Source organism: Chromohalobacter sp. 296-RDG (genome assembly GCF_029889885.1).
Classification (GTDB): domain Bacteria; phylum Pseudomonadota; class Gammaproteobacteria; order Pseudomonadales; family Halomonadaceae; genus Chromohalobacter.
Genome location: NZ_JARANY010000014.1, coordinates 46,688 through 73,239, shown reverse-complemented (window position 1 = coordinate 73,239; position 26,552 = coordinate 46,688). Strand labels below are relative to the sequence as shown.

Here is a 26,552-nt window from a genome sequence, read left to right as displayed (position 1 = left end):
CAGGATGATAGGGAAAGTGAGCTGCTTTTTACGATAATCGGCCACTGCCAGAACTATCGGTACGCCGGCTTGTCGTGCAATGTGGTGAAAACCGGTTTTCCACTTCTTGGCGCTCTTCCGTGTTCCCTCTGGGGTAACCACAATTGCCATATGGTCATCTGTTTTGAACTGCTCAACGGCTTGTTCGACGACACCGCCAGCTTGCGTACGATCTACCGGAATGGCTCCAAGTTTACGCAAAAGCCAACCGAAGGGGCCTTTGAACAGGGTGTGCTTGATCATGAAGCGGGCATCAAGTCCTAGCGCAATGCCACAGGCTAGCCCCAGAACACCGTCCCAGTTCGATGTGTGCGGCCCGGCGACGACCATGGCTTTTGGAGTGTCCGGAAAAGGGTGAATATTCCAGCCAGCCATGCGCAACAATCGTGAAGCTACTCTTTGCATTAGCGAAGGTTTGACATCGACGCTGTTGGGTTGTTTGTTGGCTGTCATCCGTGATTGACCCTTCTGATTCTGAGTTTAAATCATACCGCGCTGCTGATTTTCGGGGTTGAGGCCGTAGAAAGCCGCTGACGAGCTGATGCTGGCATAGCTGCGTTGCCTCTCGGGATCGCCTGGGGTTTACGGCCCTTTCCTAGATTGCGCCAGGCAAGGCGTGCAGCGTTTAGCACACTAAAGCTATCTTGCACAGTGCCGATAGCGGGAGTAAGCTTCGCGTCTCTTGCCGTTTGGGCAAAATGCAACACTCTCCTAGCGTGCTAGTCTGATGCAAGAAGTGCCTTGTCAGGCTTTTGCGGAGGCATTTGTGATGAATACCGTGAACCTCAAATCGTCAATCGGCTTTGCGATCAGCATGTTCGGCGCGTTGTCGTCGGGTGTTGGCGTAGCATCGACTGAGGTTGTCCACTATTCGGTTCATCAGGTGCCGTCAGCCCAGAAGCAAGAAAGCCGCCGCGCTGAGCGGGAGCATATTCTGAGTGAAATTGTGCGCGCCAACCGTCGTGCTCGCCACCTGGCTCAGATATTCCAGAACGAGTGCGTTCGCCTCTCTCAGATGCCCGATGATGCCGTGGTCGACCCAGAGGCTTACCAAGGCCTAGTGGATGCTTTGCGTGCCCAAGAAACTATGCTCAGGCGCACCATCGCCATAGTGGGGCGCGATGAGGCAACAGAAATGGGCATCATGGATCTCCAACGGAATACCGCGAAGGCGCGTTCCGCTGCATCCAGCGCAACCCTTCTGGCCAAGCAGACTACCAACAAGCCCCAGGTAGTTGAGGGCGCCGCCAGTGGTGAAGCGATGAAGGTGCTTGCCGATCGTTTCGAGACCGAGCTGACTAAGCGCTTTTCATAAGGGCGTTATGGCCAACGTCCATTTCCATGCGCAAAGCGAATATCTGTTCGACCAAGTGGACTCTCAGCATCCTGGGCTGAAGCAGGCTCTGGTGGATGATTTCAAAACCTGCGTCGAGTCGTTCTTCGATTACCGGCCTCCCCGCTTTGGCAAGTTCGATCTGTATACTCGGCCTCCATCCTTGCGCGGCTTGAACATTTGGCATATCCATATCTGTATGCCGCCACGAGCAGGATTCCCCGCTCACATTGAGCAGCGTCGCATGGTGTGCAACAGGCAGGAGCCGGAAAGGGATGCCTCTCTGGTCTATGTCCAGGGCCTGATCGAGGAGGATGAATACTGTCTGCTGGCCATGCTTTATCCATATGCGCACGAAAAGGCCGAGAACGAGCAGCGGATGCTCTGGATTGCCGACATGGCGAGAGACTTCCGTGATCGCTATTGATGCTGTTTAGTAGCTAATCTTTCGTTATCGCTCCACCTGCCCGATTGTGCCACGACATCAAGCCCTTACGTTTGCTTGCTGGCGATATGCCACTAAAGTCGAGCCTCCGCTGAGCGAAAAGAGAGTGATTGGGGGTTGAAAGTCTTTATGCGAATCATTTACATTCCCTATCAGAGCGATCAGCGAGGTGATGGAATGTACGTGTGCATATGCCGAGGCGTGACCGATAATGCCATTCGCGAGGCCGTTGAAGACGGCGCGCGTAGTTGGGATGAAGTGCGCGAGCGCACCGAGTGTGCGACTCAGTGCGGTCGTTGTGCCTGTACGGCCAAGGCCATCACGCGTGATGCCATCACCCAGGAAATGATGCCGAGTGCGGATCTGGCCTACGCCGTCTAGGATGGCATCGCTTAACCACGCGCCGCTGCATATCGAACATCATCGCCAAACGCCGCTATCCCATTGGATAGCGGCGTTTTAGTATCTGGCGCTTGGCGCAGGCGGAGTGGCAATCGTTCTCGCCTGTTATTTCCAATCCTTCACAAATGCGGCCTTTTCACGGCAAGATCTTGTCTTAATTCGACTTTTTCGGCGAAATAGTCGATACTCCCTATATTCCATGGCAGGGGTGGCTGGGTTACGATTGGTTGGTCATCATTGCTTTAAAACTAAATGGATCTTCAGGGAGACGTGACGATGAAAGGTGATACCAAGGTCGTTCAGTACCTCAATACCGCATTGGGCAACGAGTTGGTGGCGATCAACCAGTACTTCTTGCATGCCAAGATGTACAAGGATTGGGGGCTGGCCAAGCTCGGCAAGTGGGAATACGACGAATCCATCGAAGAGATGCGTCATGCCGATGAGTTGATCGAGCGCATCCTGTTCCTCGAGGGCATTCCCAACCTGCAGGATCTGGGCAAGCTGCACATCGGCGAGAACACCAAGGAAATGCTCGAGTGCGACCTCGCCATCGAGAAGACGGGCTGGCAGGACCTGGTCGACGCCATCGCCTACTGTGAAGAAGTGCGCGACTACGTCAGCCGTGATCTGTTCCGTCGTATCCTCAATGACGAGGAAGAGCACATCGACACGATCGAGACCGAACTCGGCCTGATCGACAAGGTGGGTATCCAGAATTACCTGCAGCAGCAGATGAACGCCGACGACGAGTGATCGCGTCGCTGCCATGCCGATACCTGATGCCCGCCGATTGGCGGGCATCTTACGTTACGGCGGATGGCGCGAGGTGGGGGCTCAGCCCAGGTCGTTGACCAGTAGCGCTTCGACGTCGGCGGTGCGTTCGGCTAGCGTGGCCGCGTCTGGGGCGAGGACCGTGACATGGCCGATCTTGCGGCCGGGGCGGGGCGCCTTGTGGTAGTCGTGCAGGTGCGCACCGGCGACGCTGAGCACGGCGTTGCGATCGGGCAAGGCGCCGATGATATTGAGCATGGCGCAGGGCACGAGTCGTGTAGCCTCGCCCAGTGGCAAACCAGAGATGGCGCGCAGGTGGTTCTCGAACTGGCTGGTCGTCGCGCCTTCGATGCTCCAGTGCCCGGAGTTGTGCACGCGCGGGGCGATTTCATTGGCCAGTAGTTCGCCGTCGCGGGTGACGAAGAACTCGAAGGCCATGACGCCGACGTAATCCAGCGCCTTGAGCACACGCGTGGCGTAATCGGTGGCTTTGGCCTGCAGTGGGTGATCGGGCTGCGGCTCGGTGCGATGCAGAATGCCCTGGCGATGCTCGTTGCGCGACAGCGGCCAGACCCGCACCTCGCCGTCGCGGCCGCGCACGGCGATGGCCGAGACTTCATGATCGAAGTCGACGAAGCCTTCCATGATCAGCGGCACATCGCCTAGTGCGGCGACGCTACCGGGCACGTCCTCGGCATTGCGCAATACCTTCTGGCCCTTGCCGTCGTAGCCGAGCGTGCGGGTCTTGAGCACCGCCGGCAGGCCGATCTCGGCTACCGCACGGTCCAGGTCGGTCTGGTTCTCGATCAACGCGATGGGCGCGATGGCGATATCCAGTGACTGGAACAGCGATTTCTCGGCGCCACGGTCACGCGCCGTTTCCAGCGCCTTGGCCGGGGGAAAGGCAGGGCGCTGCTCGGCGAGCTGCGTCAGCGCCATCGTCGAGACGTTCTCGAACTCGAAGGTGATGACGTCGCTGGCTTCGATCAGCGCCTGATGCGCCTCATCGTCTTCCCACTCAGCGCAGATATGGACGCCGTGGATGGCGGCGCAGGCTTGGGTCGACGGATCGAGAAAGGTGAAGCGCATGTCCAGCGGTGCGCCCGCTTGTGCCAGCATTCGACCCAGTTGGCCGCCGCCCACGATACCGATATTCATTCATGCCTCCTGCGTGTCGTCGGTGGGACGCGGATCGGGCGCGTCGAGCACCTTTTGTGTCTGTGCGTCGCGATAAGTCTCAAGCGCCTGACGAATATCCGGATACTTGTTGCCCAGCATGGCGGCGGCCAGTAGTGCCGCGTTGATAGCGCCGGCACGGCCGATGGCCAGGGTACCGGTGGGAATGCCGGCAGGCATCTGGACGATAGAGAGCAGCGAGTCGACGCCGCTGAGCATGCTCGACTGCACGGGCACGCCAAGCACCGGCAGGGGCGTCTTGGCGGCGGCCATGCCGGGAAGATGCGCGGCACCGCCGGCCCCGGCGATGATGACTTCCAGCCCGCGCTCGGCGGCACCGGCGGCGTAGTCGAACAGCAAGTCCGGCGTGCGGTGGGCAGAGACGACCTTGACCTCGTGCTCAATGCCCAGTGCCTCGAGCGTGTCGACGGTGTGGCACAGGGTCGCCCAGTCGGACTCCGAGCCCATGATGACACCAACCAGTGCGCTCATGCGTTCTCTCCTTCGGATGTGTGGCAACGTCATGGCGTCGCGAAACGAGAAGCGCGGCATTGTAGCATCGCAGGCCGCGTGGGGCAGCGACGTGCTTATTTCAACGTACGTATCTCGAGGTGCTCATTTTGCTCGGCGTACGCCGCTCAACGGAAGGCGGCCTCGAGCTCGAAGCGCGGCACTGGCTCGCCGGCGACCTCGACGGTCTCGCAGAACATCGTCAAGGGGCGCACCCAGAGGCCGTAGTCACCGTATAGCGCGCGATAGACCACCAGCGATTCCTCGGTTTCGCTGTGCTGCGCGACGCCCAGCACTTCATAGCTGGCGCCCTTGTAGTGACGATAGATGCCGGGAACCGGGCGTGTCTCGTGGCTCATGTGGATGTCTCCGTGACGTGAGGATCGGCCGGTTCGTGCTCGGCCTTGGCGGCGAGGCGCGCGAGCGTGCGCGAGGCGGCCACGAAGCCGAAGGTGCCGGTGACGAAGGTGGCGGCGCCGACGCCGCTGGCGCAGTCGAGGCGCGTGGGCTCGCCATTGCCGGGTTTTTGCTGGCAGACTTCGCCATCGGCGTCGGGATAGACGAGCTGCTCGTCGGAGTAGACGCATTCGACGCTGAAGCGTCGCTTGGGATTGCGCGAGAAGCCGAAATCCCGCCGCAGGCGCGCGCGTACCTTGGCCAGTAGCGGGTCGTGTTCGGTGCGCGTCAGGTCGGCGACGCGGATCCGCGTAGGGTCGGTCTGGCCGCCCGCCGCGCCGGTGACGCTCAGGCCGATTTTGCGGCGCTTGCACCAGGCGATCAACGCGCTCTTGGCGATGACGCTGTCGATGGCGTCGATGACGTGGTCGGCGTCCTCGGGCAGGCGCTCGGCGAGATTGGTCGGCGTTACGAAGGCGGTGTCCGCGTGCACCTTGATGCCCGGCTGAATGGCGCGGCAGCGCTCTGCCATCACCTCGACCTTGGGGCGCCCGATGGTGCCGTCCAGCGCGTGCAACTGGCGGTTGACGTTGGACACGCAGACATCGTCGAGATCGATGAACGTCAGGGTACCGATGCCGGCGCGGGCCAGCGCCTCGGCAGCCCAACTGCCCACGCCGCCCACGCCGATGACGACCACATGAGCGTGGCGGAAAAAGATCGCGGCGCGGGTGCCGTAGAGGCGGCGAATGCCCCCGAAGCGGAAATCGTAATCGTCGTGCATGTGATCTTTCCTCGTTACCGGGCGTTACCGGTCGTGGCCGGCGGGCCATAGCGAAACAGGGCGCGTCTCGTGCCAGCCGACACGCGTCGCCGGGGCGTGGCCCTGCCAGCCGAAGCGCGCGAACAGCGTGCGCATGTCATCGGCCAGGGGCGCGTCGATGTGTAGCGTGCGCTGGTGCTCGGGGTGCCAGAGCGTCATGCCTACGGCCGCCAGCAACAGGCGCGGGCTTTCCAGATGATCGCGGAAGAAGCGATTGTGGGCGCCCTTGCCATGCTTGGCGTCACCGATGATCGGGTAGCCGCGCCGTGAAAGGTGGCGGCGAATCTGATGCCGCCGGCCGGTCCAGGGCTGGGCCTCCATCAAGGAATAGCGCACTTGGGGATAACGGTCGATGCGTACCGGCAATTCGACGCTGTCCAGGCGGTGCACGGCGGTCCAGGCGGCCAGTTCGGGCATTTCCGACTTGGGACGTTTGCCGTCTTCCTCGCGCAGGCCGTAATCGAGCACGTCTTGCTCCGGGCCGACGCCGCGGACCACCGCCAGGTAGCGCTTGTGCACGCGGTGTGTGGTGAATTCCTCGCCCAGCGCCTTGGCCATTTCCGCGTCCAGCGCGAAGAGCAAAAGCCCCGAGGTCGGTCGGTCGAGCCGGTGTACCGGATAGACATGGCGCCCGAGCTGATTGCGCAGAGTTTGCAGGGCGAATACCTGCGCATCGGCGGCGATCGCGCTGCGGTGGACGAGCATGCCCGAGGGCTTATGCACGGCAACCATGCGCTCATCCTGATAGAGTACGGGCAATTCCAACGTCATGAAGGGGCCTTCGGCTCGCTCGAAGGGCGCCTATTGTCGACGTTGCCACGTAGGATGTACAGCCGATGACGAAGTCGACGCAACCACATCAGGAGGCAGGCATGAGCGAGCATCAGGCACCGCATCTCGTCGTCCTCACCGGGGCGGGCATCAGCGCTGAGAGCGGCCTCAAGACGTTCCGCGACGGCGATGGCCTGTGGGAAAACCATCGTCTGCAGGATGTCGCCACGCCCGAGGCCTTCGAGCGTGATCCCGAAAGCGTCCTGCGCTTCTACGACGAGCGCCGCGAGCAGACCCGCCAGGCATCGCCCAACGCCGCGCATCACGCGCTGGCCGAACTCGAACGGGCCGGATTTCGCGTCAGCGTCATCACCCAGAATATCGACGATCTGCACGAGCGGGCGGGGTCGCGCGATGTATTGCACCTGCATGGCGAGATCCTCATGGCGCGCTCGAGTGCCGATGCCAGCTTGCGCTACCCGGTGGGGCGGCAGGGCATCCGCATGGGAGAGTTATGCGACAAGGGCAGCCAATTGCGCCCGGACGTGGTGTGGTTCGGCGAGCCGGTGCCGGGTTATGCCCAGGCCTGCGATGTCGTTGCCGAAGCGGATTTCGTGCTGGTGGTGGGCACCTCGTTGGCGGTGATGCCGGCGGCGATGCTGCTCGATCAAGCGCCAATCGAGGCGCCGTGCCTGCTCGTCGACCCTCAGGCCGAGTCGCTCGCGCCCCGCGGCGTACGCGCCATTGCGCAACCGGCAAGCCAAGGCGTGCCGCCGCTGGTCGAACACTGGCGACAAGTGGATAGCCTATGGGTGCCGGACTGGGCCTGAAGTCGATGCACTTCGCCTGTGCCACGTTTTACGGCACACTACGTGCTTCATCTTTCATACATAAAAAGGTGCATAAAGTACCGACGCGACACGCTAGGACACGCACATGCCAATCTTCGAACGTATCAATCGTCTATTTCCCGTCTGGGCCATCTTGCTGGCCGCCATTGCCGCCTTCGTGCCGGAGCTTTTCACTGGCCTGGCCGATTATATCAAGACGCTGCTGGTGATCATCATGTTCGCCATGGGGCTGACGCTCGCCAAGGGTGATTTCGCGCGCGTGGTGAAGTCGCCCAAGCCCATCGCCGTGGGCGTCATACTGCAGTTTCTGGTCATGCCGCTGGCGGCGCTGCTGGTGTCGCGGGTCCTCGGCCTGTCGCCGGAATTGACCATCGGCATGGTGCTGGTGGGCGCCACGGCGGGCGGGACTTCGTCCAATGTGATGACCTGGCTGGCCGGCGGACATGTGGCGCTTTCGGTGTCGATGACCATGGTCTCGACGCTGATCTCGGTGGTCGCCACACCGCTGATCACGCTATTGCTGCTGGGCCAGAGTATCGACGTGCCCGTGCTGGGCATGTTGATCAGCATTGCCCAGTTGGTAGTCGCGCCCATCGTGGTGGGTGTGGTGATCCATCACCTGCTGGGGACGCATATTCAGCGCGTGGAACCGGCCCTGGCCACGCTGGCCATGGCGGCCATCGTCTTGATCATCGCTATCGTGGTCGCACTGAATGCCGGGCGGTTGAGCACGCTGGGGCCGATCGTGGCGCTGGCGGTCATTGCGCATAACGGCATCGGCCTCGCGGCGGGGTACGGCCTGTCGCGAGCGCTGCGCTTCGATACACGCACCGCGCGCACTATCGCCTTCGAGGTCGGCCTGCAGAACTCCGGGCTGGCGGTGACCCTGGCCAATCAGTTCTTCACTGCGAGTTCGGCGCTGCCCGGGGCGCTGTTCTCGGTATGGCACAACGTCTCCGGCTCGCTGCTGGCGGGTTATTGGAAGCGCCGCCACATTTCGAATGCGCCGCCTGCGGCCTCGACGACGCGTGGATAAACGCCCGGCCGGGCATGCTAGAATGCCCGGCCTTTTCGACCCAGCCTGATGCCTCATGCATGAATCCCACGATGCGCCGACCGATTCAGCCACGGTGGCGACCGGTTATGACCCCGAAGCGCCGCGCAAGCCGTTCAATGCGCGCGGTAGCTTCGTCTCGCGTTGCCCGGACTGCCGGCTACCGGCGCTCAACTGCTTGTGTCCGTATCGTGTGGTGGCTGAGAGTCGCGCGCACTTCTGGCTGCTGACGCATCCCATCGAGCACTACAAGCCGACCAATACCGGTCGTTTGATCAGCCATATCCTGCCCGAGACTGAGGTTTTTACTTGGTATCGCACCGAGCCTGACCCGCGGCTCCTGGCGCTGCTCGACGACGACCGCTTCGCGCCGTTCGTCGTCTTTCCCGACGATCAGGCGGACTACACCGAGCGCGTGGTAGGGCCCGACGCGGTCGATGAGGTGCTGGCCACGCCGCGCATACCGGTGTTCATCCTTCTCGATGGTACCTGGCGTCAGGCGCGGCGGATCTTCCGGCGTAGCGAGTACCTGGCCTCGCTGCCGGTGCTACCACTCAAGACGTCGCGACAGACGCGCTACCGGCTGCGCAAGTCGGCCTCCAGCGAGCATCTGTGTACTGCCGAAGTCGCCGCCGAGCTGTTGCGCCTCAGTGGTGACGTTGAGGCCTCAGCGATCCTCGACGACTACTTCGAGGTGTTCAACGAGAACTACGCCTCCAGTCGGCGTGATCGCCAGGTCGAAGCGCCTTCCGGCGCGATGCGGCGTTTGCTCGAGCGGCGTTAGTCATACGTGCAGCAATTCGCTTACCTTTTCGTCGATGCAGTCCAAGTTGCCGCCCGCACACCCTTGATTTATTCCACTGAGGCATGGGTTGCCGCAGGCCCAGTAAGCAGTGTGATAGTGACAGTACCTAGCGCTGTCGCAACGGCGGCAAACAGAAAGATTTCATCGAGTCCAGACGTAGACAATACGATAGAGCCAAGAACCGCCCCAAGACCTATCGCCGCATTAAAGATGGCGACATAAATTGCAGAGGCTGGCAGAGCGTCATCACCAGCTTCCTTGAGAATCCAAGTCTGAAGCCCTACCAAAACAGCGGCGATGGATCCCCCCCAAAAAATCAGCATTATTATTGTACCCCATGTGCCCATTACATCCGGTAGCGACGACAGCAGCCACAAAGCCGCCGAAGCCAGGCAGAGGGCTACCACCAGAACTGACTTGAGCCAGCGGTCGATTAGGCTACCGGTCACTACATTGGCCACCAATCCAGCACCACCAAATGCTAAGAGTAGTGGCGCGATCACTGATGGAGTGATATCGCTTTGCGAAGCAAGATACGGCTCAATGTATGTGAACGCCATGAAATGGGAGGTAACTGCAAGCGCAGTGGCGGCAAAAATGCTTAGGAAACGTGGATTCGACAGCACGCGCCCCATGGCAGCGACACCGACGCCTTCGACTCCTGGTAGTTTAGGCAAGGTGGTGAAGCACACCACAGCGACGACGAAGGACAAGGCCGCGCCAGCAGTAAAGGCGGCACGCCAGCCGTCGAGGGTGCCTATCAGATTGGCTAGCGGTACGCCTAGGACGCTGGCAGCTGAGACACCTCCGAAGATGATCGACGTGGCCAGGCCAACGCGATGGGGAGGCACGATCTGCGCGCCAATGGTACCGATCATTGCCCAAAAGGCACCGTGTGCTAGCGCACCAATCACGCGCGCCCCCATGAGTGCAGGGAATGTCTCGGCTATAGCGGCAACCCCACTGGATAGCGCCAGAATCAACATTAGGCCAACTAGGAGTGAACGCCGCGGTATGCGGGATAGTACGACAGCAGAAAACAGCGCTGTAGCGACAGCGATCCAGGCATAGAGAGTCACGATCAGACCCGCCTGCGAGGCAGGCTCCCCGAGATCACTCCCGATATTCGAGAGCAGCCCGATCGGTGCCAACTCCGTGGTAACAATAGTGAAGCTACCGACGCCAAGGGCTGTTACAGCAACCCAGTCGCGCCAGGTTGTTGTTTGAGCAGACATGTCAACCTCCTTTCTCTCTGGCCGCCGAACTAGACGGAGGTAAAGGCGGATTTCGCCGCTGTGATGGCATTCATCGACGCAGGGATGCCCGCATAAACCGCTACTTGCAGAACGATCTCGACAATTTCCTCGCGAGTTACCCCGGTATTCAATGCGGCTCGCATGTGAAACTCGAGCTGGCTCGGGGCCGTCCCCATTGCAGCCAGCATGGAGACGGTGAGCATCTCCCGGGTCTTCAGTGATATCCCTTCACGAGCCACCACGTCAGTAAACGCGAACCCCAGCAGTATCTCGGTCGCGTCGTCGTGAAACACATCAAGGTTTTCCGCAACGCGTTTAGGTGCACTGGGCTCGAGCCATTCGAGTAGGGCCAAAGCTTGTGTGCGGCGATCAGAGGGCATAGCACTCATACATTCACCCCTTTCATGCCTTCCAAGGTATAGCGCTCGCCTACCACCGGCAGTAATGCCGTGGCCATTTCGAGTTGACGTTGCTCTTCGGTGCTAAGACTGATGTTCGCTGCGGCGACATTCTCTTCGATATAGCGCAGTTGCTTAGTGCCGGGAATCGGCACGATGTCGGATCCCTTGGACAAGAGCCAGGCCAGCGAAAGCTGCGCCGGGCTGCAGCCTTTCTGTGCTGCCACCTCGGCGATCACATCAGCGATTCGGCGGTTGGCGTCAATCGCCCCTTCTGTAAAACGCGGCAGATTGGGGCGGAAGTCACCCTCGCTGAACTCTGCAGTATCCTGAAACCGCCCGGTCAGGAACCCGCGACCAAGTGGTGAATAGGGCACGAAACCGATGCCTAACTCGCGACAGGCGGGTAGCACTTCTCGCTCTACTTCGCGGGTCCATAGAGAATATTCTGTCTGTACCGCAGTAATCGGGTGAACCGTATGAGCCCGACGCAGCGTTGCGGCGCTGACCTCACATAGGCCAATACGGGCGATCTTCCCTGACTGGACAAGTCGTTCGAGCCCACCCATTGTTTCTTCGATTGGCTCTTCGGGATTGATGCGATGGACGTAATAAAGATCAATTTGCTCAATGCCTAGCCGGCGAAGCGAGGCCTCACAAGCTTTGCGTGCATAGTCAGTACTGTTTTCCAGGCTACGCTTATATTCCCCAGGATTGCGTACAATGCCAAACTTGCTCGCAATACGAATCTGAGCCTTGCTGCGGGCCAGAAAACTACCGATAAGTTCTTCGTTGTGATGCGGCCCATACATGTCTGCCGTATCGAAAAAGTCGACACCAAGCTCGACAGCCCGCTCCAGTACGCGCAACGATTCGCTGTCATCTCGAGGCCCATAGAATTCGCTCATTCCCATGCATCCCAAGCCGATGGCTGAAACCGAGAAGTCGTTGCCAAGCGTTCGTTTTTCCATGATGTGTCTCCTTGAGTGCAGGAGTGGTAGCGTGGCACTATCCATAGATGAAAAATACGAACGATACCGGCAAAACGGTTTCCATTACCGGAAAAGAAATGCCTCGAGGCCTAGTGTGGGATGATACCCGCGCATTTCTTGCCGTAGCGCGCTGCGGTACTCTGAGCGCCGCTGCGTCGCAGCTCAAAATAGGGATCGCGACACTCTCACGGCGTATCGAGCGACTCGAAACTGCCTTGAAGCTCCCACTCTTCGTGCGTCAGCAATCGGGATACCAGTTAACTGAGGACGGTGCCGATCTCATAGAGAAGGCGGAAGCCTTGGAAGCGGCTGCGCAAGCCTTTACATCTGAGGCAGACCTTCAAACTCAGATGAGCGGTCAAGTACGACTGGCGACGGCCGAAAATCTGGCTACCGAGTTGATACTGCCGGCGCTCCCGGAGTTTCGTGCGCAATACCCCGAGCTATTGGTTGAAGTTGTGACCGACATCTCGACCACTAACCTGCATCGACGAGATGCCGATCTTGCGTTGCGGATGGTCCGGCCTGAAAGGGGCAATGTCACGCTACGCCGTCTCGGCACCTTGGGCTACGGGCTTTATTGCAGCCTTGACTATGAGTCACGACGCGAGGCTACTCCCGACCTGGGTGACTATGACACGGATATCTTTATCACTTGGGGTGAGATGCAGTCGTACCTGCCGGCCGCTCAATGGGTGGAGCGGATCCTGCGTGGGCGCACACCAGCGCTGACCACCACCTCACTTGCCGCACAGGTGGCGGCAGCTAAGGCGGGGCTCGGGCTTGCGGTGCTACCTCACTTCATCGCTCGCGATGCGGGGTTAGTCTGCGTTGACTCGGACATTGGGGTCGACCAGCCAATCTATCTTGTCATCCAGACGGATCTTGCAAGATCGCGGCGCATCAGAGCACTAGCCGACTTCCTAACGGATCTGGTGGCCCGAAATCGCGAGCGGTTGAGCGGGTAATCGGCACCAACCTCCCCAGTCCTTTCTCCCCTTGATTTGGCAGCATATGACTGTCAGTCATCATGGTTTCCATTTATGGAAAACAAATTAAGAGAATTGGCTAAAGACTGACTTTTTTTAAAGCCGCAATCTGTCCTTGTCGACTCGACGGAAATGAAGAGTTTAAGCATTCACTTCTTGTTGAGTGTCCCTCTTAGCTGAAACGATTCGCCATGGAGAGAACTATGCCTTCCCAAACACTTTTGATTTCCAGGTATCCCGTCAAACCCGATCAGGCGGAAGTACTTGCCACCAAGCTCGGCAGGGGCGAGGCATCTTGTATCTTTGTCTCACTAGATGGAGCCGAAGTGATAGAACTTCGGGCACTCGAAGGCAAGCTCGAACTTAGCGCCTTGACTGCCAAAACCATGCCGGTTGCGCAGAGTGTCGCAGAGAATCTCGTCGGAGACGTGCGACGTGAGCTACTGAGTTTTGTTGAAGCGCCAAAGGATATTGACACGCTTCTACCGGAGACCCCCTACATTCAATTACGACATGTCGAAGTCAAGCCAGAAGCGATGGGCGGATATCGCCAGTGGCGGGAAGAGACGATCTTCGATTTAGTGCGTCGTGCAGACGAGGTTCAAGTCTTCCGAGCATATCACTCAATAGTCAGCGGACAACCCGGCGTGATGTTTATATCAGGGTTTTCAGTAGACCCGGAAAGCTACAACGCGGTGTTTGCCTCGGATCGTTATCGTGAAATCGTCCGGCAGGCTGGCGCTCGATATATCACTGGCGGCTCAGAAGGGCTTTACACGAAGACCTATCGGGCGCTACCTCACCTGGGCGCCTAGCGGAAATGGGAAAGCTTCTAGGAGATTCACATGACCTGCAAAACTTTGATTCTTGTTTCGGATAAGTTTATCGATTTTACTCTTGATGAGAAGGCCATAACTGTGAGCCAGCTCAGCGCTATGCTGGAGGTTCCCGAGCATATTCTTCCCGGAGCACTGAAGCTAATACCGGGTTTAGGACTCTCAGATAATGATATAGAAGAACTAACCACCAAAATCAATACACAGTGCTCCTCACCAAGTCGCTGGGACGTTTCTGCACTCGCATCTCGTCCTCGCCCAGCCAAAACTTGCCTATCCCACAAGAGACTCCCCCGCAGCACGCTAATAGGCCCCCCACATCAGCTGGACGAAAATCGCTTTCGAATGGATCTCTGCATCGATGAGAACTCCGAGCTGATGGGGGATCACCAGACTGGACAGCACGTCCAGGGCATGGTGTTGGTCGAGGCATCGCGCCAAGCTTTCCTGGCGGTGACTGAAGCCTTCTTTCAAGGTGAGAGCGAGGATAGTGTCTACTTCGTCATCAACTCCATGACGACTGAGTTCATGGGATTCGTTTTCCCAGTCCACTCCACTCGCATATTGATTACCGGGTAGTTTCGAAAGACATTAACGACCGGCGCAAAAAATTCTCGGTGGAAATCGATATCATTCAAGGAGGAGAGATACGTACGCGATCTTCTATCTCTTTCACGGTCTATCCCAATCGAATCATCTCGAAGCGAGAGGCTGCTCTGGCCAGGGACGCGGTCAAGGTATTCCTTAGCGAGTTTCAACAGCCGTCCTCGAACTTTGTCGCGGATTGAGATCAGTGAATGAAACAGGTCGGGACACTGTGTCCCGATCCATTCGTGAGAGGGCCAGAATGAAAAAAAAGACTTACGAGCTCGACCTGACGACGCAAGGTCCCCTGTATCCACCCAGTGAGGTAATGGACGGAGACGGAAACTTCATCGTCATCGGGGCTATCAACTATCCCACAGCTGCAGGCGGGTGCGAGACCCAATGGGGCCGTGCGATCGTCTCACCAAACAGTAAGGTACCGCCTTTCGGTGGCATGGCAACTTACGAGATCGTCGAAAGCTTCGATGACCCTATACCCGCCCACATCGCTGGTAAGGTGCTACACACACTCCCTCTGCCTCTACCGTGTACCAACTACCCGATGCTCTTCGCACCAGAGCAATACCCCCAGGCAAACTCGGAGAAACGGCCGAGCTATGCTTTTCATAAGACGCCGATTCCCGACTTGAAACCAGAACATGGCCGTCAATTGCAGGACCCTGTGACCCTAGCAGATTGGACACGTGCCCGAGGTGAGCTCGCAGTGGAGCTGGTAGGGAACCGGCGCGTTGCTCGCTTTTCCTTCCTGTTTGAAGGGCTACTACCATGCTCACTCTATACCATTATGAGTCTGCGTCAGCATGACCTGAACCCCTCTGGGCCAACACGCCCCGGCCCACTGGGCGTGCCCAATGTCTTCGTGACCAACTATCAGGGAACTGGGCAGTACGACGTCGTTCTGCCGAACCCATTCCCATCACCAGATACCGCGGGCGCGAATCGTATCGTCAATGTGGTAGTGCTTTGGATGAGCGATCAGATGAGTCATGGGGGAGCGATTGGTCGCTATGGACTGGGCGGGGATATCCATGCCCAGCTTAAATTTCGCAAGCCAATGTTCGACGACTTTATCACTCAGGCCTGACTTAGGGAGGAAATACTATGCCCATTATTCATATCTCTACTTTCAAGATGACAGATCAGAAAAAAGCCAAAGTGCTTCTGGAAGAGGTCACCGCCGCGATGCATCGAGTCACTGGTGTTCCGCTCGACAAGATTAGTGCTTACCTGACCGAAGTCGAGCCATTCCGATGGACTGATGCAGGAGTATTGGGCTCCGATCCAAAATTCCAGATTCGAAGTCGCCGGAAGTCTTATGATGAGGGGAAAGAATAATGAAAAACGAGATCCGATTTGCTTTTTTCGACGTTGACGACACTCTGATAAATATAAAAAGCATGTTCGACTTCTACCGCTTTTGGTGTTATGAAATTTGGCATCGCCCTGAGATGCATGATGACTTCGAGGCTACATTCTCCCGCATGTTTTTAGAGGGGTGTGCCAGGGAAAAACTCAACTCCTCTTATTACCGTTACTTCACAGGAGTCGACCCACAATTGCTTGACCGGGCCGGGGCGGACTGGGCTACGGATCGTCTAACGCGTTCTAATGGCTTCTTCGTTGCACCAGTGGTAGAAGAGCTGCAGCGGCTACAAAGCGAAGGGATCACTCCAGTTTTTATTTCGGGTTCTTTCCATGCCCTTCTCGAACCAATAGCGCGCACTTTGGAAGTCTCCCATATTCTTGCAACTAAGCTAGAAGTCGGTGTAGACGGCCGATATACCGGCAACATTATACCTCCTCAGACTATTGGCATGGGCAAAGCCTTAGCAGTTCAGGACTTTCTTCAGCACCATGCCGCATCCCCGCGCTGCTGTTATGCATTCGGTGATGATCTTTCAGACCTGCCTATGCTTAATGTTGTCGGCTACCCGGTAGCAGTGGGGGCCGGCACCATCCTAGCCGAGCGCGCGGCCACTGAGAACTGGCCAGTCATCGCGACCTCATAAGCTCGCATCATTTATGGCTAGACGCTGTAAAATATATAATGAGAGTCATTTAGATAATGATTGATTGAGAGTCCGTGACTCGTCTTCACCAAATGTGAAAACCCGAGATGCTCTTGGGGGCTGAGACGAAGATGGGGAGCGTGGATAGCTTAACCACGCTGCGCCATTGGGTACGCGCGCGTGGTCGGATCTGATCACCGCCACTCATGCGCTGCGCCAGCGCTGCAAGAAGCTTCGGACGCTGCTGCGTCTGGCTTTGGGTAACAAACGCTATTGCCGGGAGAATCGGCGCTTTCGCGACCTGGCGCGTCGTGTGGCCGGCAATCGCGACGATCAGGTGCTCGTCTAGACGTTCGAGCGCTTGCTGAGCCTGCACGAGGCGGAACTTGACCGGCGCCATTATGCGGTGATCCGCCGCGAGCTGGCGACACAGATGGCGCGAGTGATGTGAGTTACACATGATCGGCGACCTTGTCTGCTTTTACGGCGCCGGACGCGCGTGATCTTGAAGTTTCGATTTGCCGTGTTCGATGAAGGTCGGTAGGGTGCGCCCTTCACGCGACTATCGGAACCGAAAACAGATGACTCAACACGACGCGAGCGCCACGCGCTCGGGCACGCGTTTTGGCGACCCGACGGTGATGGGGCTGACGATTGGCTTCATCGTACTGTTTGTGGCGCTTTCGCTGATCGATGCCGACGCCATGACGGCGGTGATCGGCGCCGGGTTCGCCTGGACGGCGAAAACCCTGGGGGCTTATTTCCAGCTGCTTTTGCTGCTGACCTTCCTGATCGCCGTGGGCGTGGCTGCATCGCCTGCGGGACGTGCGCGTATCGGCAATCGAGAACATCCGGACATAGGCACCTTCAAGTGGGTGTCGCTCATCCTGTGCACGCTGTTGGCTGGTGGTGGCGTCTTCTTTGCTGCCGGGGGACCGGTTTATCACTTCGTGGTCACACCGCCGGCGTTTTCCAGCGAGCCGGAGACTGCGGCAGCCATTCCCAATGCGTTGGCGCAGTCCTTCATGCACTGGGGCTTTCTGGCCTGGGCGGTGCTCGGCACTCTGGCGGCCATCGTGCTCTCGCATCATCACTATGATCGTGGCCTGCCGCTGCAACCGCGCACGCTGTTGGCACCGTTGTTGGGTGAGGCGCGCATGCGTGGCGTCTTCGGTGGCGTGGTAGACGCCGTCTGCGTCATCGCCGTGGTGGCTGGCACCGTGGGGCCCATCGGCTTTTTGGCCACGCAGATGAGCTTCGGCTTGCATACGCTGTTCGGCGTGGCCGAGGGCTATAGCACGCAGTTGATGATCCTCATCGTGCTGGGCGGGGTCTATGTGAGTTCGGCGATCACCGGCATTGACCGAGGTATCCAACTGATGAGCCGTTTCAACGTCATGCTGGCGTTGGCGATCGGCGCTGTCATCCTGCTCTTCGGGCCGACGCAGTTCCTGTTCGATAGTTGGTTCCAGGGCTTCGGTACTTATGTGGGGTCGTTCTTCGAGATGGCCACCATGACCTCGCAGACCGCCCCGGATTGGTGGATGAAATGGTGGACGGTGTTCTTTTTCGCCTGGTTCATCGGCTATGCGCCGTTGATGGCGATCTTCGTGGCGCGTATCTCGCGGGGTCGCACCATCCGTCAGATGGTCGTCGCCGTGGCTGTGCTCGCCCCCGTGGCCACGTCGGTGTGGTTCACGCTGCTGGGCGGTTCGGGCATCTTCTACCAGATGAGCGGCGCTATCGATCTGAGCGAAGCACTCCAAAACTTCCAGTTTGATGTCGCTACGTTGACGGTGGCTCAGGCGCTACCGGGTGGCAAGTTGATGGCACTCGCGGTACTGATACTGACCACGATTTTCGTGGCCACCACCGGCGACTCCATGAGCTACGCGATTTCCGTGGTCAATGCCGGCCATGACGATCCCCAGCCGGCGTTGCGCGCGTTCTGGGGCTTGGCCATGGCGTTGATGGCGGCGATTCTGCTGTACATGGGCGCGGGGCAGATCAGCGTCTTGCAGCAGTTCATCGTGATCACCGCGATCCCCGTATCGCTGGTGCTGCTGCCTTCGCTGTGGCTGGGGCCGCGCGCCGCGCAGGCCATGGCCAAGCGTCAGGGAGTCGTCGCATCATAACCGACGTTCGATGCCTTGCATGAAAAAGCGCCCCGGCATATCGCATGTCGGGGCGCTTGTCGTTATCGGCGGGGTGTCATGGCTCGGATGAAATACACGGTGTGCATTGCATATGATTGGTGACCTTGTCTTCTTTTACGGCGCTCGGCGCGCTCGATGTTGAAATTTCGATTTGCCGTGTTTGACGAAGGTCGGTAGGGTGCGTCCCTCACGCGATGACCGGAACCGGAAACAGATGACTCAATATGAAGCGAGCGCCACGCGCTCGGGCACGCGTTTTGGCGACCCGACGGTGATGGGGCTAACTATCGGCTTCATCATTCTGTTTGTGGTGTTGTCGTTGACCGATGCCGACGCCATGACAGCGGTGATCGGCATCGGATTCGCCTGGACGGCGAAGAATCTGGGAGCCTATTTCCAGCTACTATTACTGCTGACCTTCCTGATTGCCGTGTGCGTGGCCGTATCACCTGCGGGTCGCGCGCGCATCGGCAATCGACAACAGCCGGATATGGGCACCTTCAAGTGGGTGTCGATCATTCTGTGCACGCTGCTGGGCGGCGGCGGTGTATTCTTTGCTGCCGGCGAACCTATCTACCATTTCGTGGTGACGCCACCGGCGTTTTCCAGTGAGCCGGGCACGCCGGCAGCGGTGCCCAATGCGCTGGCACAGGCCTTCATGCACTGGGGATTTCAGGCTTGGTCGGTGCTGGGTACTTTGGCGGCTATCGTATTGTCGTATCATCACTACGATCGCGGTTTGCCGCTGCAACCGCGCACGCTGTTGGCGCCGCTACTGGGCGAGGCACGCATGCACGGTGCCTTGGGTGGCGTGGTGGATGCCGTCTGCGTCATCGCCGTGGTGGCCGGTACCGTAGGCCCCATTGGCTTTTTGGCCACGCAGATGAATTTCGGTCTGCATACCCTGTTTGGCGTGACCGAGGGCTATGGCACCCAGTTAATGATCCTCGTCGTACTGGGCGGGCTCTATGTGAGTTCGGCGATCACCGGTATCGACCGAGGCATCCAGTTTCTGAGCCGTTTCAACGTCATGCTGGCGTTGGGTATCGGTGCCGTGATCTTGCTGTTCGGATCGACCCAGTTCTTGTTCGATAGCTGGCTTCAGGGCTTCGGCACCTATCTGGGGTCGTTCTTCGAGATGTCCACCATGACCTCGCAGACTGCGCCGGACTGGTGGATGAAATGGTGGACGGTATTCTTCTTCGCCTGGTTCATCGGCTACGCGCCGCTGATGGCGATCTTCGTGGCGCGTATCTCACGGGGCCGTACCATCCGTCAAATGGTCGTCGCCGTGGCCGTGCTCGCCCCCGTGGCCACGTCGGTTTGGTTCACGCTGCTGGGTGGCTCGGGCATCTTCTACCAGATGAGCGGTGCCATCGATCTGAGCGACGCGCTCCAAAACTTCCAGTTCGATGTTGCCACGCTGGCGGTGGCCCAAGCGCTGCCGGGCGGCAAGCTGATGGCGCTGGCGATTCTGCTGCTGACCACGATCTTCGTGGCCACCACCGGCGATTCCATGAGTTATGCGGTTTCCGTGGTCAATGCCGGTCATGACGATCCCCAGCCGGCGTTGCGCGCGTTCTGGGGCTTGGCCATGGCGTTGATGGCGGCGATTCTGCTGTACATGGGGGCGGGACAGATCAGCGTCTTGCAGCAGTTCATCGTGATCACCGCGTTCCCCGTGTCGCTGGTGCTGCTGCCTACGCTGTGGCTGGGGCCGCGCGCCGCGCATGCCATGGCCAAGCGTCAGAGAATCGTTACGTCGTAATCGACGTTCGATGCCGGGGCGCTTGTCGTTGTGGGCGAGGCCCAGTATGGACCAGGCCTCTTATGGACTCGGCGTCGCGGCTAGTAGATCATTTGCCGGCGGCGAGCCATTCGTCGATGAGATCCTGGTTGTTATCGATCCACGTCTGGGCGCCTTCGACCGGGTCGCCCGCTTTTTCGATATCGGCCATCAAACCGCCCAGGCTGTCGTCATCCATGTGCCATTCGTTGAGCACCTGGGTGAGCCACGGGTCTTCATCGGTAAAGTTCTGGCGCGAGAACCAGTAGATGGTCTCGTTGTCGCCGTAGACGTTCTTGGGGTCCTCGAGATATTTGAGATCGTATTCGGCGAAGGCCCAGTGAGGACTCCAGAGTGTCACGGCAATGGGCTCCTCACGGCTGTAGGCATCGTCGAGCGCCGCCATCATCGCCGGCCCGGAACTGTTGACCTGCTTGAGTGGCAGCGAGTACTCATCGATTGCCTCGTCGGTCAGGCCGGCAATCGATGATCCGGAGTCGATGCCCAGAATGGTGGGGCTGCCTTGGTATGCGAAATCGTCGGCATGTTTGCCGAGCTCGTCGAGCGTATCGATATCGACATAGGTGGGCACTACGACGCCCAGTCCGGTGCCTTCATACCAGGCATCGTTGATCTCGACCCGATCTTTATAGGGCTTGAGGTAGGGCGCATCGGTGGTGGGCAGCCAGATTTCCAGGGAGATATCGAAATCGCCATTGGCGAGGCCGCTGTATAGGGCGTTTTTGCCCACATCCGAGATTTCGATATCGTAATCGTACTTATCTTCGAGGATGATTTTCCACATATTGGCGACTGCGATGTTCTCGGCCCAGTTGTTGGTGCCGATGACCAATTCTTTATCCTCAGCGTTGGCCGTTGTCGCGGCACTGAACAATGCCGCAGCAGCTAGGGGGTATAGAACTTTTTTCATAACGAAAATCCTCTTTTTTGTGTAAGTTAAAAACACATTATTATAGCGATTGAGTGTATCGTCGCTATCTTTAGATGAAGTGTCGGTTCAGGTGTCGGCGGCTGGGGCGCGCTCCAGGCCCTGGAACTCGACGAAGACCCGCATGCGCTCCCACAGCCGATCGCCGTAGACATAGCCGCCGTCGCCGGCGGCATCGGGCGCCTCGATATGGGCATCCACCGCCGGTTCGAAGAAGAACGGGACCGAGTGCCGCGAACGGGTGCCGCCGACGATACGATGCTCCGTGGCCTGAATGCGTCCGCCGGACCAGTCCGCCAGCAGGCGGCCGAAATTGACCACCAGGGCATTCTCACGGGGCGGGACGTCTTCCCAGCCGCCGCTCGGGGTGTGCACTTGCAGGCCGCCGACCTGGTCTTGCCATAGCAGCGTGATGAAACCGTTGTCGCAATGCGGCACGCCGACCAGCCAGCGCCGCGTATCGCCACTGCCGTCGACGGCCGGCATGGCGGCCAGCGTCTCGGCCGGACGCTGGGGATAATGGATCAGGCGCAGTGTCGAATTGCCGTGCTCGAAAGGGCGCGTGAGTGTCTCGCGCGGTATGCCCAGCCCCTCCGCCAACGCTCCGGCGATCACGCCACCTAGCGATTCCATGGCGACATAGTAAGCGGCGAGATCCACCGTCCAACCGGGTAGAGCGGATTCATGCGGTCGTGGCGTGGGCTCGCGCAGTGGGTCGCCGCTCTGGGTATCCGCACGCTCGGGGTGAGCAATGTCCGGGCCGAGATCGATGCCTTCCTTCCAGGTCGGGTCTTCGTTCTGGGGCGGAAAATAGCCGCGATAGACGTTACGGTTGGCCGGTTCGAACTTGTGTCGCGCCAGTGGCTGCTTGTGCGTCGCATCGAGCTCGAAGAAGCGTAGCAAGTGGGCGTGAATGTCATCAGCGAGCCCCAGTTGCGCCGGCGCTATGCCCACGGTCATGAAGCCGGAGTCGCAGGCGGCATCGACGATTGCCTGGCACGTCTCGTCGCGTGCCGGGGCGCCGGCGAGCAGTGGCGTCAGGTCGATATGCGGAATCAGCGTCTGGCTCATGGAAGCCTCTTGTGGCGAATGGACGAAACGGTTGTCAGATGGCGTCGGCTGGCGTGTCACTCGGCCAGCAACCGCGCATCGAGAGGATAGTCGGAAAGCAATTCGACCTGACCGTCGTCGCGAATGTAAAGCTGCTCCTCGAGCTTGACGCCTTCACCACCGTCTTCGTGGCCGATGTAGCTCTCCACGCAAAGTGTCATGCCTGGTTGCATGATGCCGTCGTAGCCCTTGTCGTCGATGTCCTCGCGGTGAACGATGTAGGGATATTCGCCGGTCATGCCGACGCCGTGGGCCAACGCGAAGTAGCGCCGCGCCTTGTAGGGCTCGGGAATCTGCCAGGCCTTCTCGGCGTACTCCTTGAATGACATGCCCGGTGCGATCAGGGCCATGTTATGGCGCACCTGGTCGAAGGCCATGCGATAGAGCTCGCGCTGGGTAGACGTCGCCTTGCCATCGCCGCACAGGAAGGTGCGCGAGAAATCGGCGTAGTAGCCATAGCGGCCGACCACGTCGGTATCCAGCGCGACCAGCTCGCCGGCTTGCATTGCTCTATTGGAGCATTCCTGAAACCAGGGGTTGGTGCGCGGTCCGGAGTTCATCAGCCGCGTTTCGACATAGTCCGCGTCGGTGGCGATGATGTGCTGGTGCAGCTGCGACCAGACTTCGTTTTCTGTGGCACCGGGATGAATCGCGGCTTCCAGCTTGCGTACGCCGTTTTCCACCGCGCGCAGAGAGCTGCGTACCATCTTGATTTCGTTTGGCACCTTGATCGCGCGTGCCCGCTCCAATGGAATCTGGGCATCGCAGATCTGCCAGCCGTGTTCGAGCAGTGCAAAGGCTGCGTGTGAGGTGGCGCTTTCGATGGCGACCTTGTCACCTTTCTGCCCGCCGCACTGGCGTACCAATTCGTCGATCTCATTCGCCCAAGCCTGGGTGGTCTGCTGCAGATTATCTTCACAGAAGTAATAGGAGATCGCCGTCGCCGGGCGCGTCTCGTCGATGCCGGGCAAGCCTTCGGTCAAGTGACTGCAGCCGGAGAATTCGAACATCACCACCGGGCCTTCCGCCGGCACGAAGGCGTAGCGGGCCGGGTTGCGCGCCGAGTAGACCTGCATGTTGCGCGCGCCGGTGGCGTAGCGCACGTGGGTCGGGTCGAACAGCACGGCGGCGACGATATCGCGTTTCTTCAACTCCGTCCGGGTACGTGCCAATCGATCCAGAAGAATCTGCTGGATTTCTGACGGCGTCGGTTCGCACTCGGCGGGATCGTGCGTCGGCGCCAGGATATCGGTGCCTTCCAACAGGGAAGGCAGCGTGGATGACAAGCGGGTCATAGTTGTCGGTCCAGTCATGGAAGTTGAATCAGCGTGATTTATCTAGACAGAAATATCGAAACGCGCTGGAACGAAGGCGTTGCGATAGATCGATCAGTCGAGCAGCCCGTCGGCGCGAACTTCACGGCGTTTTTCTGCCTCGATGTGCGCTTCCGAGACCCGCCCGTAGAGCTGGCGCGTGCGCTCCAGACGGCCTACCACGCCTGGCTGTTGCGAGTAGGCGAAGATCGCCGTGTGACGCTCGCGCTCACCGCTGACGCGCGTTACCCGATGCAGCGAGTAACGGCCCTTGAAGAGTTGCAGGTCGCCGGGACGCAGCAGCAACGTACGCGGCGTAGCGGTGTCCTCGCCGCGAATCACCGCGCCGACGCCGTCGTAGTTCTCGCCCGCTGGCGTGCGGATGTTGGGGCAGTACTGGAACTCGCCACCGCTGTCCGGCATGTCGGTCATCATGGTGACGATGTATTCGTTGGTGTCGTAGTGCCAGGGCTGTTCGGTGCCTGGCGGCAATACGTTCTGCACCAGCCCGGCGAAGGGGTCGGCGTACTCATAGACCTCGTCCTCCTGTAGGCACTCGGCCACCAGACGCTTCATCGCCGGCGAGACGTAAAGCTGTTGAATCACCGTATCCGCTGGAATCATGTCGCGGGTCACGAAACCGCTGGTGCGCTCCATGAAATGCCGCCGAGGGTCGGTCTCGGGGAGGCTCTCGTCGTCGCTGGTAAACCAGGCGTTGACGCGGCGGCTGGCGTAATAGCTCTTGGTCGATAATTCACGCCCTTCCTGGCGGGCCTGCTCCAATGCGTCGGGGCGCAGGAAGCCGCGCAGTACGGCGCAGCCTTCGCGGTCCAGATCCTCGCGAACCCGGGCGATCTCGGCCTGGATACGTGGGTCGTCGGCGTCATGCAGCGGGTAGCGGTCGGTGTCGACTAGTTCGCTCAGGTCGGTGCGCTCGGCATCGGCGAGCCAGCGCTGAGCCGGCTTGGAGTCGATGTCGGGGTCGGTCGCGGCAGCGGTCGTCGGCATGGGAGGCGTCCTCTCGATCAGCAAGGTGTCAGGTGACAGGACGTTGCCGCCGTGAAGGTTTGGGCGGCCCGTCGATGTCCTCTATGCTGGACAGAACCATTCCATCAGTAAAACGAGTCATTTCAATGGTAGCCATCGGAAATCCCGATAGCACAGCGTTGGCCGCGCTGGACAGCGACCTGCTGTTGGCCTTCGTCACCGTGGCCGATAGCGGTGGTTTCACTGCGGCGGCACGTTACCTGCACAAGACGCAGTCGACGATCAGCCTGCGCATCAGCACTCTTGAGTCGCGCCTCGATACGTTGCTGATCGAGCGCAACAGTCGCCAGCTCAAGCTGACCGGCGATGGCGAGACCTTCCTCGTCTACGCGCGGCGCCTGCTGCAGCTGCAGCGCGAGGCGATCGCCGCGCTTGGGCGCTCCCGGCCGGTGACGCTGCGCTTCGGCCTTCCCGAGGACTATGCCGATACCTGGTTGCCGGCATTGCTCGAACGCTTCGGCGCCCGGCATCCCGACGTTCATGTGCATATCCACTGCCGCATGTCGACGGAACTGCTGGAGCAGCTTGAGAAGGGGTCGTTGGATATCGTGCTGGCGGTGCAGCATGAACCGAGTAGCGGCGGGCGTCCCGTGATCACGGAAGAGGTGGTCTGGACGGCGCATCGGCGTTTCGAACTCGATGCCGAGCGACCGATCCCGTTGGCGCTGTTTCCGGAGCAGTGCGCCTATCGGCGCCGGGCGTTGGCCGCACTGGCCGACATCGGTCGTGATTGGCAGCTCGTCTCCACCAGTCAGAGCCCCAGCGGGTTGAAAGTCATCGTCGGGCAGGGCCAGACCTTGACGGTCGGGGAGCGGCGCCTGCTACCCGAGGGATGGAAAGTTATGGGCGCCGCCGAAGGCTTGCCACCATTACCGCCGGCCGTGCTCGAGGTACATCGCTCCCCCAGCCCGATGCACCCGGCCTTCGACGACTTCGTCGCCTTGATCGCCGAGGTACTGGAGGAGGGCGATCAGCAAGCCTAGCGTCTAGCAGCGTAACGTTCGACTAGGCGTTGTGCCTGTTGATGTCGCGAGGCCTGTATCTCGGCCATGTCGGCGACGACATGGTCGTGGATGGTGGCCGGGGCCGTCTCCGGGCGTCCGGCATCAAACGGCGGCGCGGGCGCATATTCGAGAGTCAGTTGAGAGCGCTGAGCGGTCTCGTCATCGAACAGTACTGCGATGACGGTCAGCGCGAAATCGATCCCGGCGGTGACACCGCCGCCCGTGATGATCTCATCATCGCGCACGACACGCGCCGGGTCCGGGGTGGCGCCGAACAATGGCAGCATGTCGCGCCACGCCCAGTGACAGGCGGCTCGTCTTCCGTGGAGCAGGCCCGCCGCTCCCAGAATCAATGAGCCGGTGCAGACCGAGGTCACGAACTGTGCGGTACTGGCCAGATGTCGAATGGCGTTGAGAAAACGGCTGTCCTCGGCTGCATCGAGGCAGCCCAGGCCACCGGGAACGCAGAGAACGTCACAAGCCGCGATGTCTGTCAAATCGTCCAGGTTGGAAAACGTCAATCCCTGGGCGTCGACGGGCTCCCCGCCGATAGAGGCGACCACCACGTCGACCTGCGGCGTACGCGAGAAGAATTGATGAGGACCGGTGAAATCCAGGTGCGTTACACCGGGGTAGATCGGTATGACAATACGTAGCTTTGAGTCCACGATAGTTTCCTCTGTAGAACGGGTGGGAGGTTTAGATTAGCCTGTACCGTGATA

The 26,552-nt window shown here is 59.6% G+C and carries 31 protein-coding genes; 16 read left to right on the top strand and 15 right to left on the bottom strand.

Annotated elements, in window-relative coordinates; translation table 11 throughout:
• Positions 1-492, bottom strand: a 492-nt coding sequence (locus OP495_RS07950) for a 1-acyl-sn-glycerol-3-phosphate acyltransferase (RefSeq protein ID WP_280568423.1), incomplete at its 3' end; no start/stop codon positions are given.
• A gap of 274 nt (positions 493-766) precedes the next feature.
• Here OP495_RS07950 and OP495_RS07945 point away from each other — a divergent pair.
• The 4 genes from OP495_RS07945 to bfr all read left to right on the top strand — a co-directional run bounded on the left by OP495_RS07945 (position 767) and on the right by bfr (position 2,975).
• Positions 767-1,354 carry a hypothetical protein gene (locus OP495_RS07945; RefSeq protein ID WP_280568420.1) on the top strand — a complete coding sequence of 196 codons (588 nt, stop codon included), beginning with the start codon at positions 767-769 and terminating at the stop codon, positions 1,352-1,354.
• Between the two features lie 7 nt (positions 1,355-1,361).
• Positions 1,362-1,799 carry a type II toxin-antitoxin system YafO family toxin gene (locus OP495_RS07940; RefSeq protein ID WP_280568418.1) on the top strand — a complete coding sequence of 146 codons (438 nt, stop codon included), beginning with the start codon at positions 1,362-1,364 and terminating at the stop codon, positions 1,797-1,799.
• Positions 1,800-1,994: 195 nt separating this feature from the next.
• Positions 1,995-2,198 (top strand): (2Fe-2S)-binding protein, encoded by a 204-nt coding sequence (locus tag OP495_RS07935; protein WP_280563861.1) that lies wholly within the window; start codon positions 1,995-1,997, stop codon positions 2,196-2,198.
• A gap of 297 nt (positions 2,199-2,495) precedes the next feature.
• Positions 2,496-2,975, top strand: coding sequence for a bacterioferritin (gene bfr / locus OP495_RS07930; RefSeq protein WP_280563862.1), 480 nt, complete (start codon positions 2,496-2,498; stop codon positions 2,973-2,975).
• An 81-nt stretch (positions 2,976-3,056) separates the two neighbouring features.
• Here bfr and OP495_RS07925 read toward each other — a convergent pair whose 3' ends face one another.
• The 5 genes from OP495_RS07925 to OP495_RS07905 all read right to left on the bottom strand — a co-directional run bounded on the left by OP495_RS07925 (position 3,057) and on the right by OP495_RS07905 (position 6,669).
• Positions 3,057-4,151 carry a 5-(carboxyamino)imidazole ribonucleotide synthase gene (locus tag OP495_RS07925; RefSeq protein WP_280568416.1) on the bottom strand — a complete coding sequence of 365 codons (1,095 nt, stop codon included), beginning with the start codon at positions 4,149-4,151 and terminating at the stop codon, positions 3,057-3,059.
• On the bottom strand, positions 4,152-4,661 hold the full coding sequence (purE, locus tag OP495_RS07920) for a 5-(carboxyamino)imidazole ribonucleotide mutase (RefSeq protein WP_280563864.1): 510 nt from the start codon (positions 4,659-4,661) through the stop codon (positions 4,152-4,154).
• Between the two features lie 146 nt (positions 4,662-4,807).
• Complete coding sequence (locus OP495_RS07915) at positions 4,808-5,038, bottom strand: DUF1653 domain-containing protein (protein WP_280563865.1); 231 nt, start codon at positions 5,036-5,038, stop codon at positions 4,808-4,810.
• Complete coding sequence (gene tcdA, locus OP495_RS07910) at positions 5,035-5,859, bottom strand: tRNA cyclic N6-threonylcarbamoyladenosine(37) synthase TcdA (protein ID WP_280568414.1); 825 nt, start codon at positions 5,857-5,859, stop codon at positions 5,035-5,037. Before tcdA ends, OP495_RS07915 begins: the two co-directional genes overlap by 4 nt.
• 24 nt (positions 5,860-5,883) lie before the next feature.
• Positions 5,884-6,669 (bottom strand): pseudouridine synthase, encoded by a 786-nt coding sequence (locus OP495_RS07905; RefSeq protein ID WP_280568412.1) that lies wholly within the window; start codon positions 6,667-6,669, stop codon positions 5,884-5,886.
• Between the two features lie 101 nt (positions 6,670-6,770).
• Here OP495_RS07905 and OP495_RS07900 point away from each other — a divergent pair, with 101 nt between their 5' ends.
• The 3 genes from OP495_RS07900 (at position 6,771) to OP495_RS07890 (ending at position 9,358) form a co-directional block, all read left to right on the top strand.
• Positions 6,771-7,499: a Sir2 family NAD-dependent protein deacetylase gene (locus OP495_RS07900; protein ID WP_280568409.1), complete on the top strand. Its 729-nt coding sequence runs from the start codon at positions 6,771-6,773 to the stop codon at positions 7,497-7,499.
• Positions 7,500-7,605: 106 nt separating this feature from the next.
• Complete coding sequence (locus OP495_RS07895; protein WP_280563869.1) at positions 7,606-8,556, top strand: bile acid:sodium symporter family protein; 951 nt, start codon at positions 7,606-7,608, stop codon at positions 8,554-8,556.
• Positions 8,557-8,611: 55 nt separating this feature from the next.
• Positions 8,612-9,358: a DTW domain-containing protein gene (locus OP495_RS07890; RefSeq protein WP_280568408.1), complete on the top strand. Its 747-nt coding sequence runs from the start codon at positions 8,612-8,614 to the stop codon at positions 9,356-9,358.
• 68 nt (positions 9,359-9,426) lie between these two features.
• On the opposite strand, the gene OP495_RS07885 is transcribed toward OP495_RS07890, so the two are convergent.
• The 3 genes from OP495_RS07885 to OP495_RS07875 are packed head-to-tail and all read right to left on the bottom strand — an operon-like array spanning position 9,427 to position 12,004.
• On the bottom strand, positions 9,427-10,614 hold the full coding sequence (locus tag OP495_RS07885) for an MFS transporter (RefSeq protein ID WP_280568406.1): 1,188 nt from the start codon (positions 10,612-10,614) through the stop codon (positions 9,427-9,429).
• Positions 10,615-10,643: 29 nt separating this feature from the next.
• Entirely contained in the window at positions 10,644-11,024 is a 381-nt protein-coding gene (locus OP495_RS07880) for a carboxymuconolactone decarboxylase family protein (RefSeq protein WP_280568404.1), read from the bottom strand.
• Positions 11,021-12,004 carry an aldo/keto reductase gene (locus OP495_RS07875; RefSeq protein WP_280568402.1) on the bottom strand — a complete coding sequence of 328 codons (984 nt, stop codon included), beginning with the start codon at positions 12,002-12,004 and terminating at the stop codon, positions 11,021-11,023. Before OP495_RS07875 ends, OP495_RS07880 begins: the two co-directional genes overlap by 4 nt.
• Before the next feature lie 47 nt (positions 12,005-12,051).
• Between OP495_RS07875 and OP495_RS07870 the strand changes: the two genes are divergently transcribed.
• The 6 genes from OP495_RS07870 to OP495_RS07845 all read left to right on the top strand — a co-directional run bounded on the left by OP495_RS07870 (position 12,052) and on the right by OP495_RS07845 (position 16,465).
• Complete coding sequence (locus tag OP495_RS07870; RefSeq protein WP_280568399.1) at positions 12,052-12,993, top strand: LysR family transcriptional regulator; 942 nt, start codon at positions 12,052-12,054, stop codon at positions 12,991-12,993.
• 224 nt (positions 12,994-13,217) lie between these two features.
• Positions 13,218-13,829 (top strand): hypothetical protein, encoded by a 612-nt coding sequence (locus OP495_RS07865; protein ID WP_280568396.1) that lies wholly within the window; start codon positions 13,218-13,220, stop codon positions 13,827-13,829.
• 30 nt (positions 13,830-13,859) lie between these two features.
• On the top strand, positions 13,860-14,429 hold the full coding sequence (locus OP495_RS07860; protein WP_280568394.1) for an AfsA-related hotdog domain-containing protein: 570 nt from the start codon (positions 13,860-13,862) through the stop codon (positions 14,427-14,429).
• A gap of 268 nt (positions 14,430-14,697) precedes the next feature.
• Positions 14,698-15,540, top strand: a complete 843-nt coding sequence (locus OP495_RS07855; RefSeq protein ID WP_280568392.1) for a hypothetical protein — start codon at positions 14,698-14,700, stop codon at positions 15,538-15,540.
• A 17-nt stretch (positions 15,541-15,557) separates the two neighbouring features.
• On the top strand, positions 15,558-15,791 hold the full coding sequence (locus tag OP495_RS07850) for a tautomerase family protein (RefSeq protein ID WP_280568390.1): 234 nt from the start codon (positions 15,558-15,560) through the stop codon (positions 15,789-15,791).
• Positions 15,791-16,465 carry an HAD-IB family hydrolase gene (locus tag OP495_RS07845; protein WP_280568388.1) on the top strand — a complete coding sequence of 225 codons (675 nt, stop codon included), beginning with the start codon at positions 15,791-15,793 and terminating at the stop codon, positions 16,463-16,465. Before OP495_RS07850 ends, OP495_RS07845 begins: the two co-directional genes overlap by 1 nt.
• 85 nt (positions 16,466-16,550) lie before the next feature.
• Here OP495_RS07845 and OP495_RS07840 read toward each other — a convergent pair whose 3' ends face one another.
• Positions 16,551-16,865, bottom strand: a complete 315-nt coding sequence (locus tag OP495_RS07840; protein ID WP_280568385.1) for a hypothetical protein — start codon at positions 16,863-16,865, stop codon at positions 16,551-16,553.
• A gap of 181 nt (positions 16,866-17,046) precedes the next feature.
• On the opposite strand from OP495_RS07840, the gene OP495_RS07835 reads away from it, so the two are divergent.
• Positions 17,047-18,600, top strand: coding sequence for a BCCT family transporter (locus tag OP495_RS07835; RefSeq protein ID WP_280568383.1), 1,554 nt, complete (start codon positions 17,047-17,049; stop codon positions 18,598-18,600).
• A 235-nt stretch (positions 18,601-18,835) separates the two neighbouring features.
• Complete coding sequence (locus tag OP495_RS07830) at positions 18,836-20,389, top strand: BCCT family transporter (protein WP_280568380.1); 1,554 nt, start codon at positions 18,836-18,838, stop codon at positions 20,387-20,389.
• 88 nt (positions 20,390-20,477) lie between these two features.
• Here the strand turns inward: OP495_RS07830 and OP495_RS07825 are convergent, their stop codons facing one another.
• The 4 genes from OP495_RS07825 to OP495_RS07810 form a co-directional block, all read right to left on the bottom strand.
• Positions 20,478-21,338, bottom strand: a complete 861-nt coding sequence (locus OP495_RS07825) for a glycine betaine ABC transporter substrate-binding protein (RefSeq protein WP_280568378.1) — start codon at positions 21,336-21,338, stop codon at positions 20,478-20,480.
• A gap of 87 nt (positions 21,339-21,425) precedes the next feature.
• Positions 21,426-22,427 (bottom strand): 2OG-Fe(II) oxygenase family protein, encoded by a 1,002-nt coding sequence (locus OP495_RS07820; RefSeq protein WP_280568376.1) that lies wholly within the window; start codon positions 22,425-22,427, stop codon positions 21,426-21,428.
• Positions 22,428-22,483: 56 nt separating this feature from the next.
• Positions 22,484-23,761 (bottom strand): Xaa-Pro peptidase family protein, encoded by a 1,278-nt coding sequence (locus OP495_RS07815; RefSeq protein ID WP_280568374.1) that lies wholly within the window; start codon positions 23,759-23,761, stop codon positions 22,484-22,486.
• Between the two features lie 93 nt (positions 23,762-23,854).
• Positions 23,855-24,787 carry a phytanoyl-CoA dioxygenase family protein gene (locus tag OP495_RS07810; protein ID WP_280568372.1) on the bottom strand — a complete coding sequence of 311 codons (933 nt, stop codon included), beginning with the start codon at positions 24,785-24,787 and terminating at the stop codon, positions 23,855-23,857.
• A gap of 125 nt (positions 24,788-24,912) precedes the next feature.
• Here OP495_RS07810 and OP495_RS07805 point away from each other — a divergent pair, with 125 nt between their 5' ends.
• Complete coding sequence (locus OP495_RS07805) at positions 24,913-25,809, top strand: LysR family transcriptional regulator (RefSeq protein WP_280568369.1); 897 nt, start codon at positions 24,913-24,915, stop codon at positions 25,807-25,809.
• On the opposite strand, the gene OP495_RS07800 is transcribed toward OP495_RS07805, so the two are convergent.
• Entirely contained in the window at positions 25,806-26,498 is a 693-nt protein-coding gene (locus tag OP495_RS07800) for a DJ-1/PfpI family protein (protein WP_280568367.1), read from the bottom strand. The two genes, OP495_RS07805 and OP495_RS07800, sit on opposite strands and share 4 nt — an antisense overlap.
• Positions 26,499-26,552 lie beyond the last annotated feature (54 nt).

Bases quoted from the DNA above. Each gene is read 5' to 3' on its own strand.
- OP495_RS07945 (WP_280568420.1), top strand. From the start codon at position 767: ATGCAAGAAGTGCCTTGTCAGGCTTTTGCGGAGGCATTTGTGATGAAT.
- OP495_RS07940 (WP_280568418.1), top strand. From the start codon at position 1,362: ATGGCCAACGTCCATTTCCATGCGCAAAGCGAATATCTGTTCGACCAA.
- OP495_RS07935 (WP_280563861.1), top strand. From the start codon at position 1,995: ATGTACGTGTGCATATGCCGAGGCGTGACCGATAATGCCATTCGCGAG.
- bfr (WP_280563862.1), top strand. From the start codon at position 2,496: ATGAAAGGTGATACCAAGGTCGTTCAGTACCTCAATACCGCATTGGGC.
- OP495_RS07925 (WP_280568416.1), bottom strand. From the start codon at position 4,151: ATGAATATCGGTATCGTGGGCGGCGGCCAACTGGGTCGAATGCTGGCA.
- purE (WP_280563864.1), bottom strand. From the start codon at position 4,661: ATGAGCGCACTGGTTGGTGTCATCATGGGCTCGGAGTCCGACTGGGCG.
- OP495_RS07915 (WP_280563865.1), bottom strand. From the start codon at position 5,038: ATGAGCCACGAGACACGCCCGGTTCCCGGCATCTATCGTCACTACAAG.
- tcdA (WP_280568414.1), bottom strand. From the start codon at position 5,859: ATGCACGACGATTACGATTTCCGCTTCGGGGGCATTCGCCGCCTCTAC.
- OP495_RS07905 (WP_280568412.1), bottom strand. From the start codon at position 6,669: ATGACGTTGGAATTGCCCGTACTCTATCAGGATGAGCGCATGGTTGCC.
- OP495_RS07900 (WP_280568409.1), top strand. From the start codon at position 6,771: ATGAGCGAGCATCAGGCACCGCATCTCGTCGTCCTCACCGGGGCGGGC.
- OP495_RS07895 (WP_280563869.1), top strand. From the start codon at position 7,606: ATGCCAATCTTCGAACGTATCAATCGTCTATTTCCCGTCTGGGCCATC.
- OP495_RS07890 (WP_280568408.1), top strand. From the start codon at position 8,612: ATGCATGAATCCCACGATGCGCCGACCGATTCAGCCACGGTGGCGACC.
- OP495_RS07885 (WP_280568406.1), bottom strand. From the start codon at position 10,614: ATGTCTGCTCAAACAACAACCTGGCGCGACTGGGTTGCTGTAACAGCC.
- OP495_RS07880 (WP_280568404.1), bottom strand. From the start codon at position 11,024: ATGAGTGCTATGCCCTCTGATCGCCGCACACAAGCTTTGGCCCTACTC.
- OP495_RS07875 (WP_280568402.1), bottom strand. From the start codon at position 12,004: ATGGAAAAACGAACGCTTGGCAACGACTTCTCGGTTTCAGCCATCGGC.
- OP495_RS07870 (WP_280568399.1), top strand. From the start codon at position 12,052: ATGAAAAATACGAACGATACCGGCAAAACGGTTTCCATTACCGGAAAA.
- OP495_RS07865 (WP_280568396.1), top strand. From the start codon at position 13,218: ATGCCTTCCCAAACACTTTTGATTTCCAGGTATCCCGTCAAACCCGAT.
- OP495_RS07860 (WP_280568394.1), top strand. From the start codon at position 13,860: ATGACCTGCAAAACTTTGATTCTTGTTTCGGATAAGTTTATCGATTTT.
- OP495_RS07855 (WP_280568392.1), top strand. From the start codon at position 14,698: ATGAAAAAAAAGACTTACGAGCTCGACCTGACGACGCAAGGTCCCCTG.
- OP495_RS07850 (WP_280568390.1), top strand. From the start codon at position 15,558: ATGCCCATTATTCATATCTCTACTTTCAAGATGACAGATCAGAAAAAA.
- OP495_RS07845 (WP_280568388.1), top strand. From the start codon at position 15,791: ATGAAAAACGAGATCCGATTTGCTTTTTTCGACGTTGACGACACTCTG.
- OP495_RS07840 (WP_280568385.1), bottom strand. From the start codon at position 16,865: ATGGCGCCGGTCAAGTTCCGCCTCGTGCAGGCTCAGCAAGCGCTCGAA.
- OP495_RS07835 (WP_280568383.1), top strand. From the start codon at position 17,047: ATGACTCAACACGACGCGAGCGCCACGCGCTCGGGCACGCGTTTTGGC.
- OP495_RS07830 (WP_280568380.1), top strand. From the start codon at position 18,836: ATGACTCAATATGAAGCGAGCGCCACGCGCTCGGGCACGCGTTTTGGC.
- OP495_RS07825 (WP_280568378.1), bottom strand. From the start codon at position 21,338: ATGAAAAAAGTTCTATACCCCCTAGCTGCTGCGGCATTGTTCAGTGCC.
- OP495_RS07820 (WP_280568376.1), bottom strand. From the start codon at position 22,427: ATGAGCCAGACGCTGATTCCGCATATCGACCTGACGCCACTGCTCGCC.
- OP495_RS07815 (WP_280568374.1), bottom strand. From the start codon at position 23,761: ATGACCCGCTTGTCATCCACGCTGCCTTCCCTGTTGGAAGGCACCGAT.
- OP495_RS07810 (WP_280568372.1), bottom strand. From the start codon at position 24,787: ATGCCGACGACCGCTGCCGCGACCGACCCCGACATCGACTCCAAGCCG.
- OP495_RS07805 (WP_280568369.1), top strand. From the start codon at position 24,913: ATGGTAGCCATCGGAAATCCCGATAGCACAGCGTTGGCCGCGCTGGAC.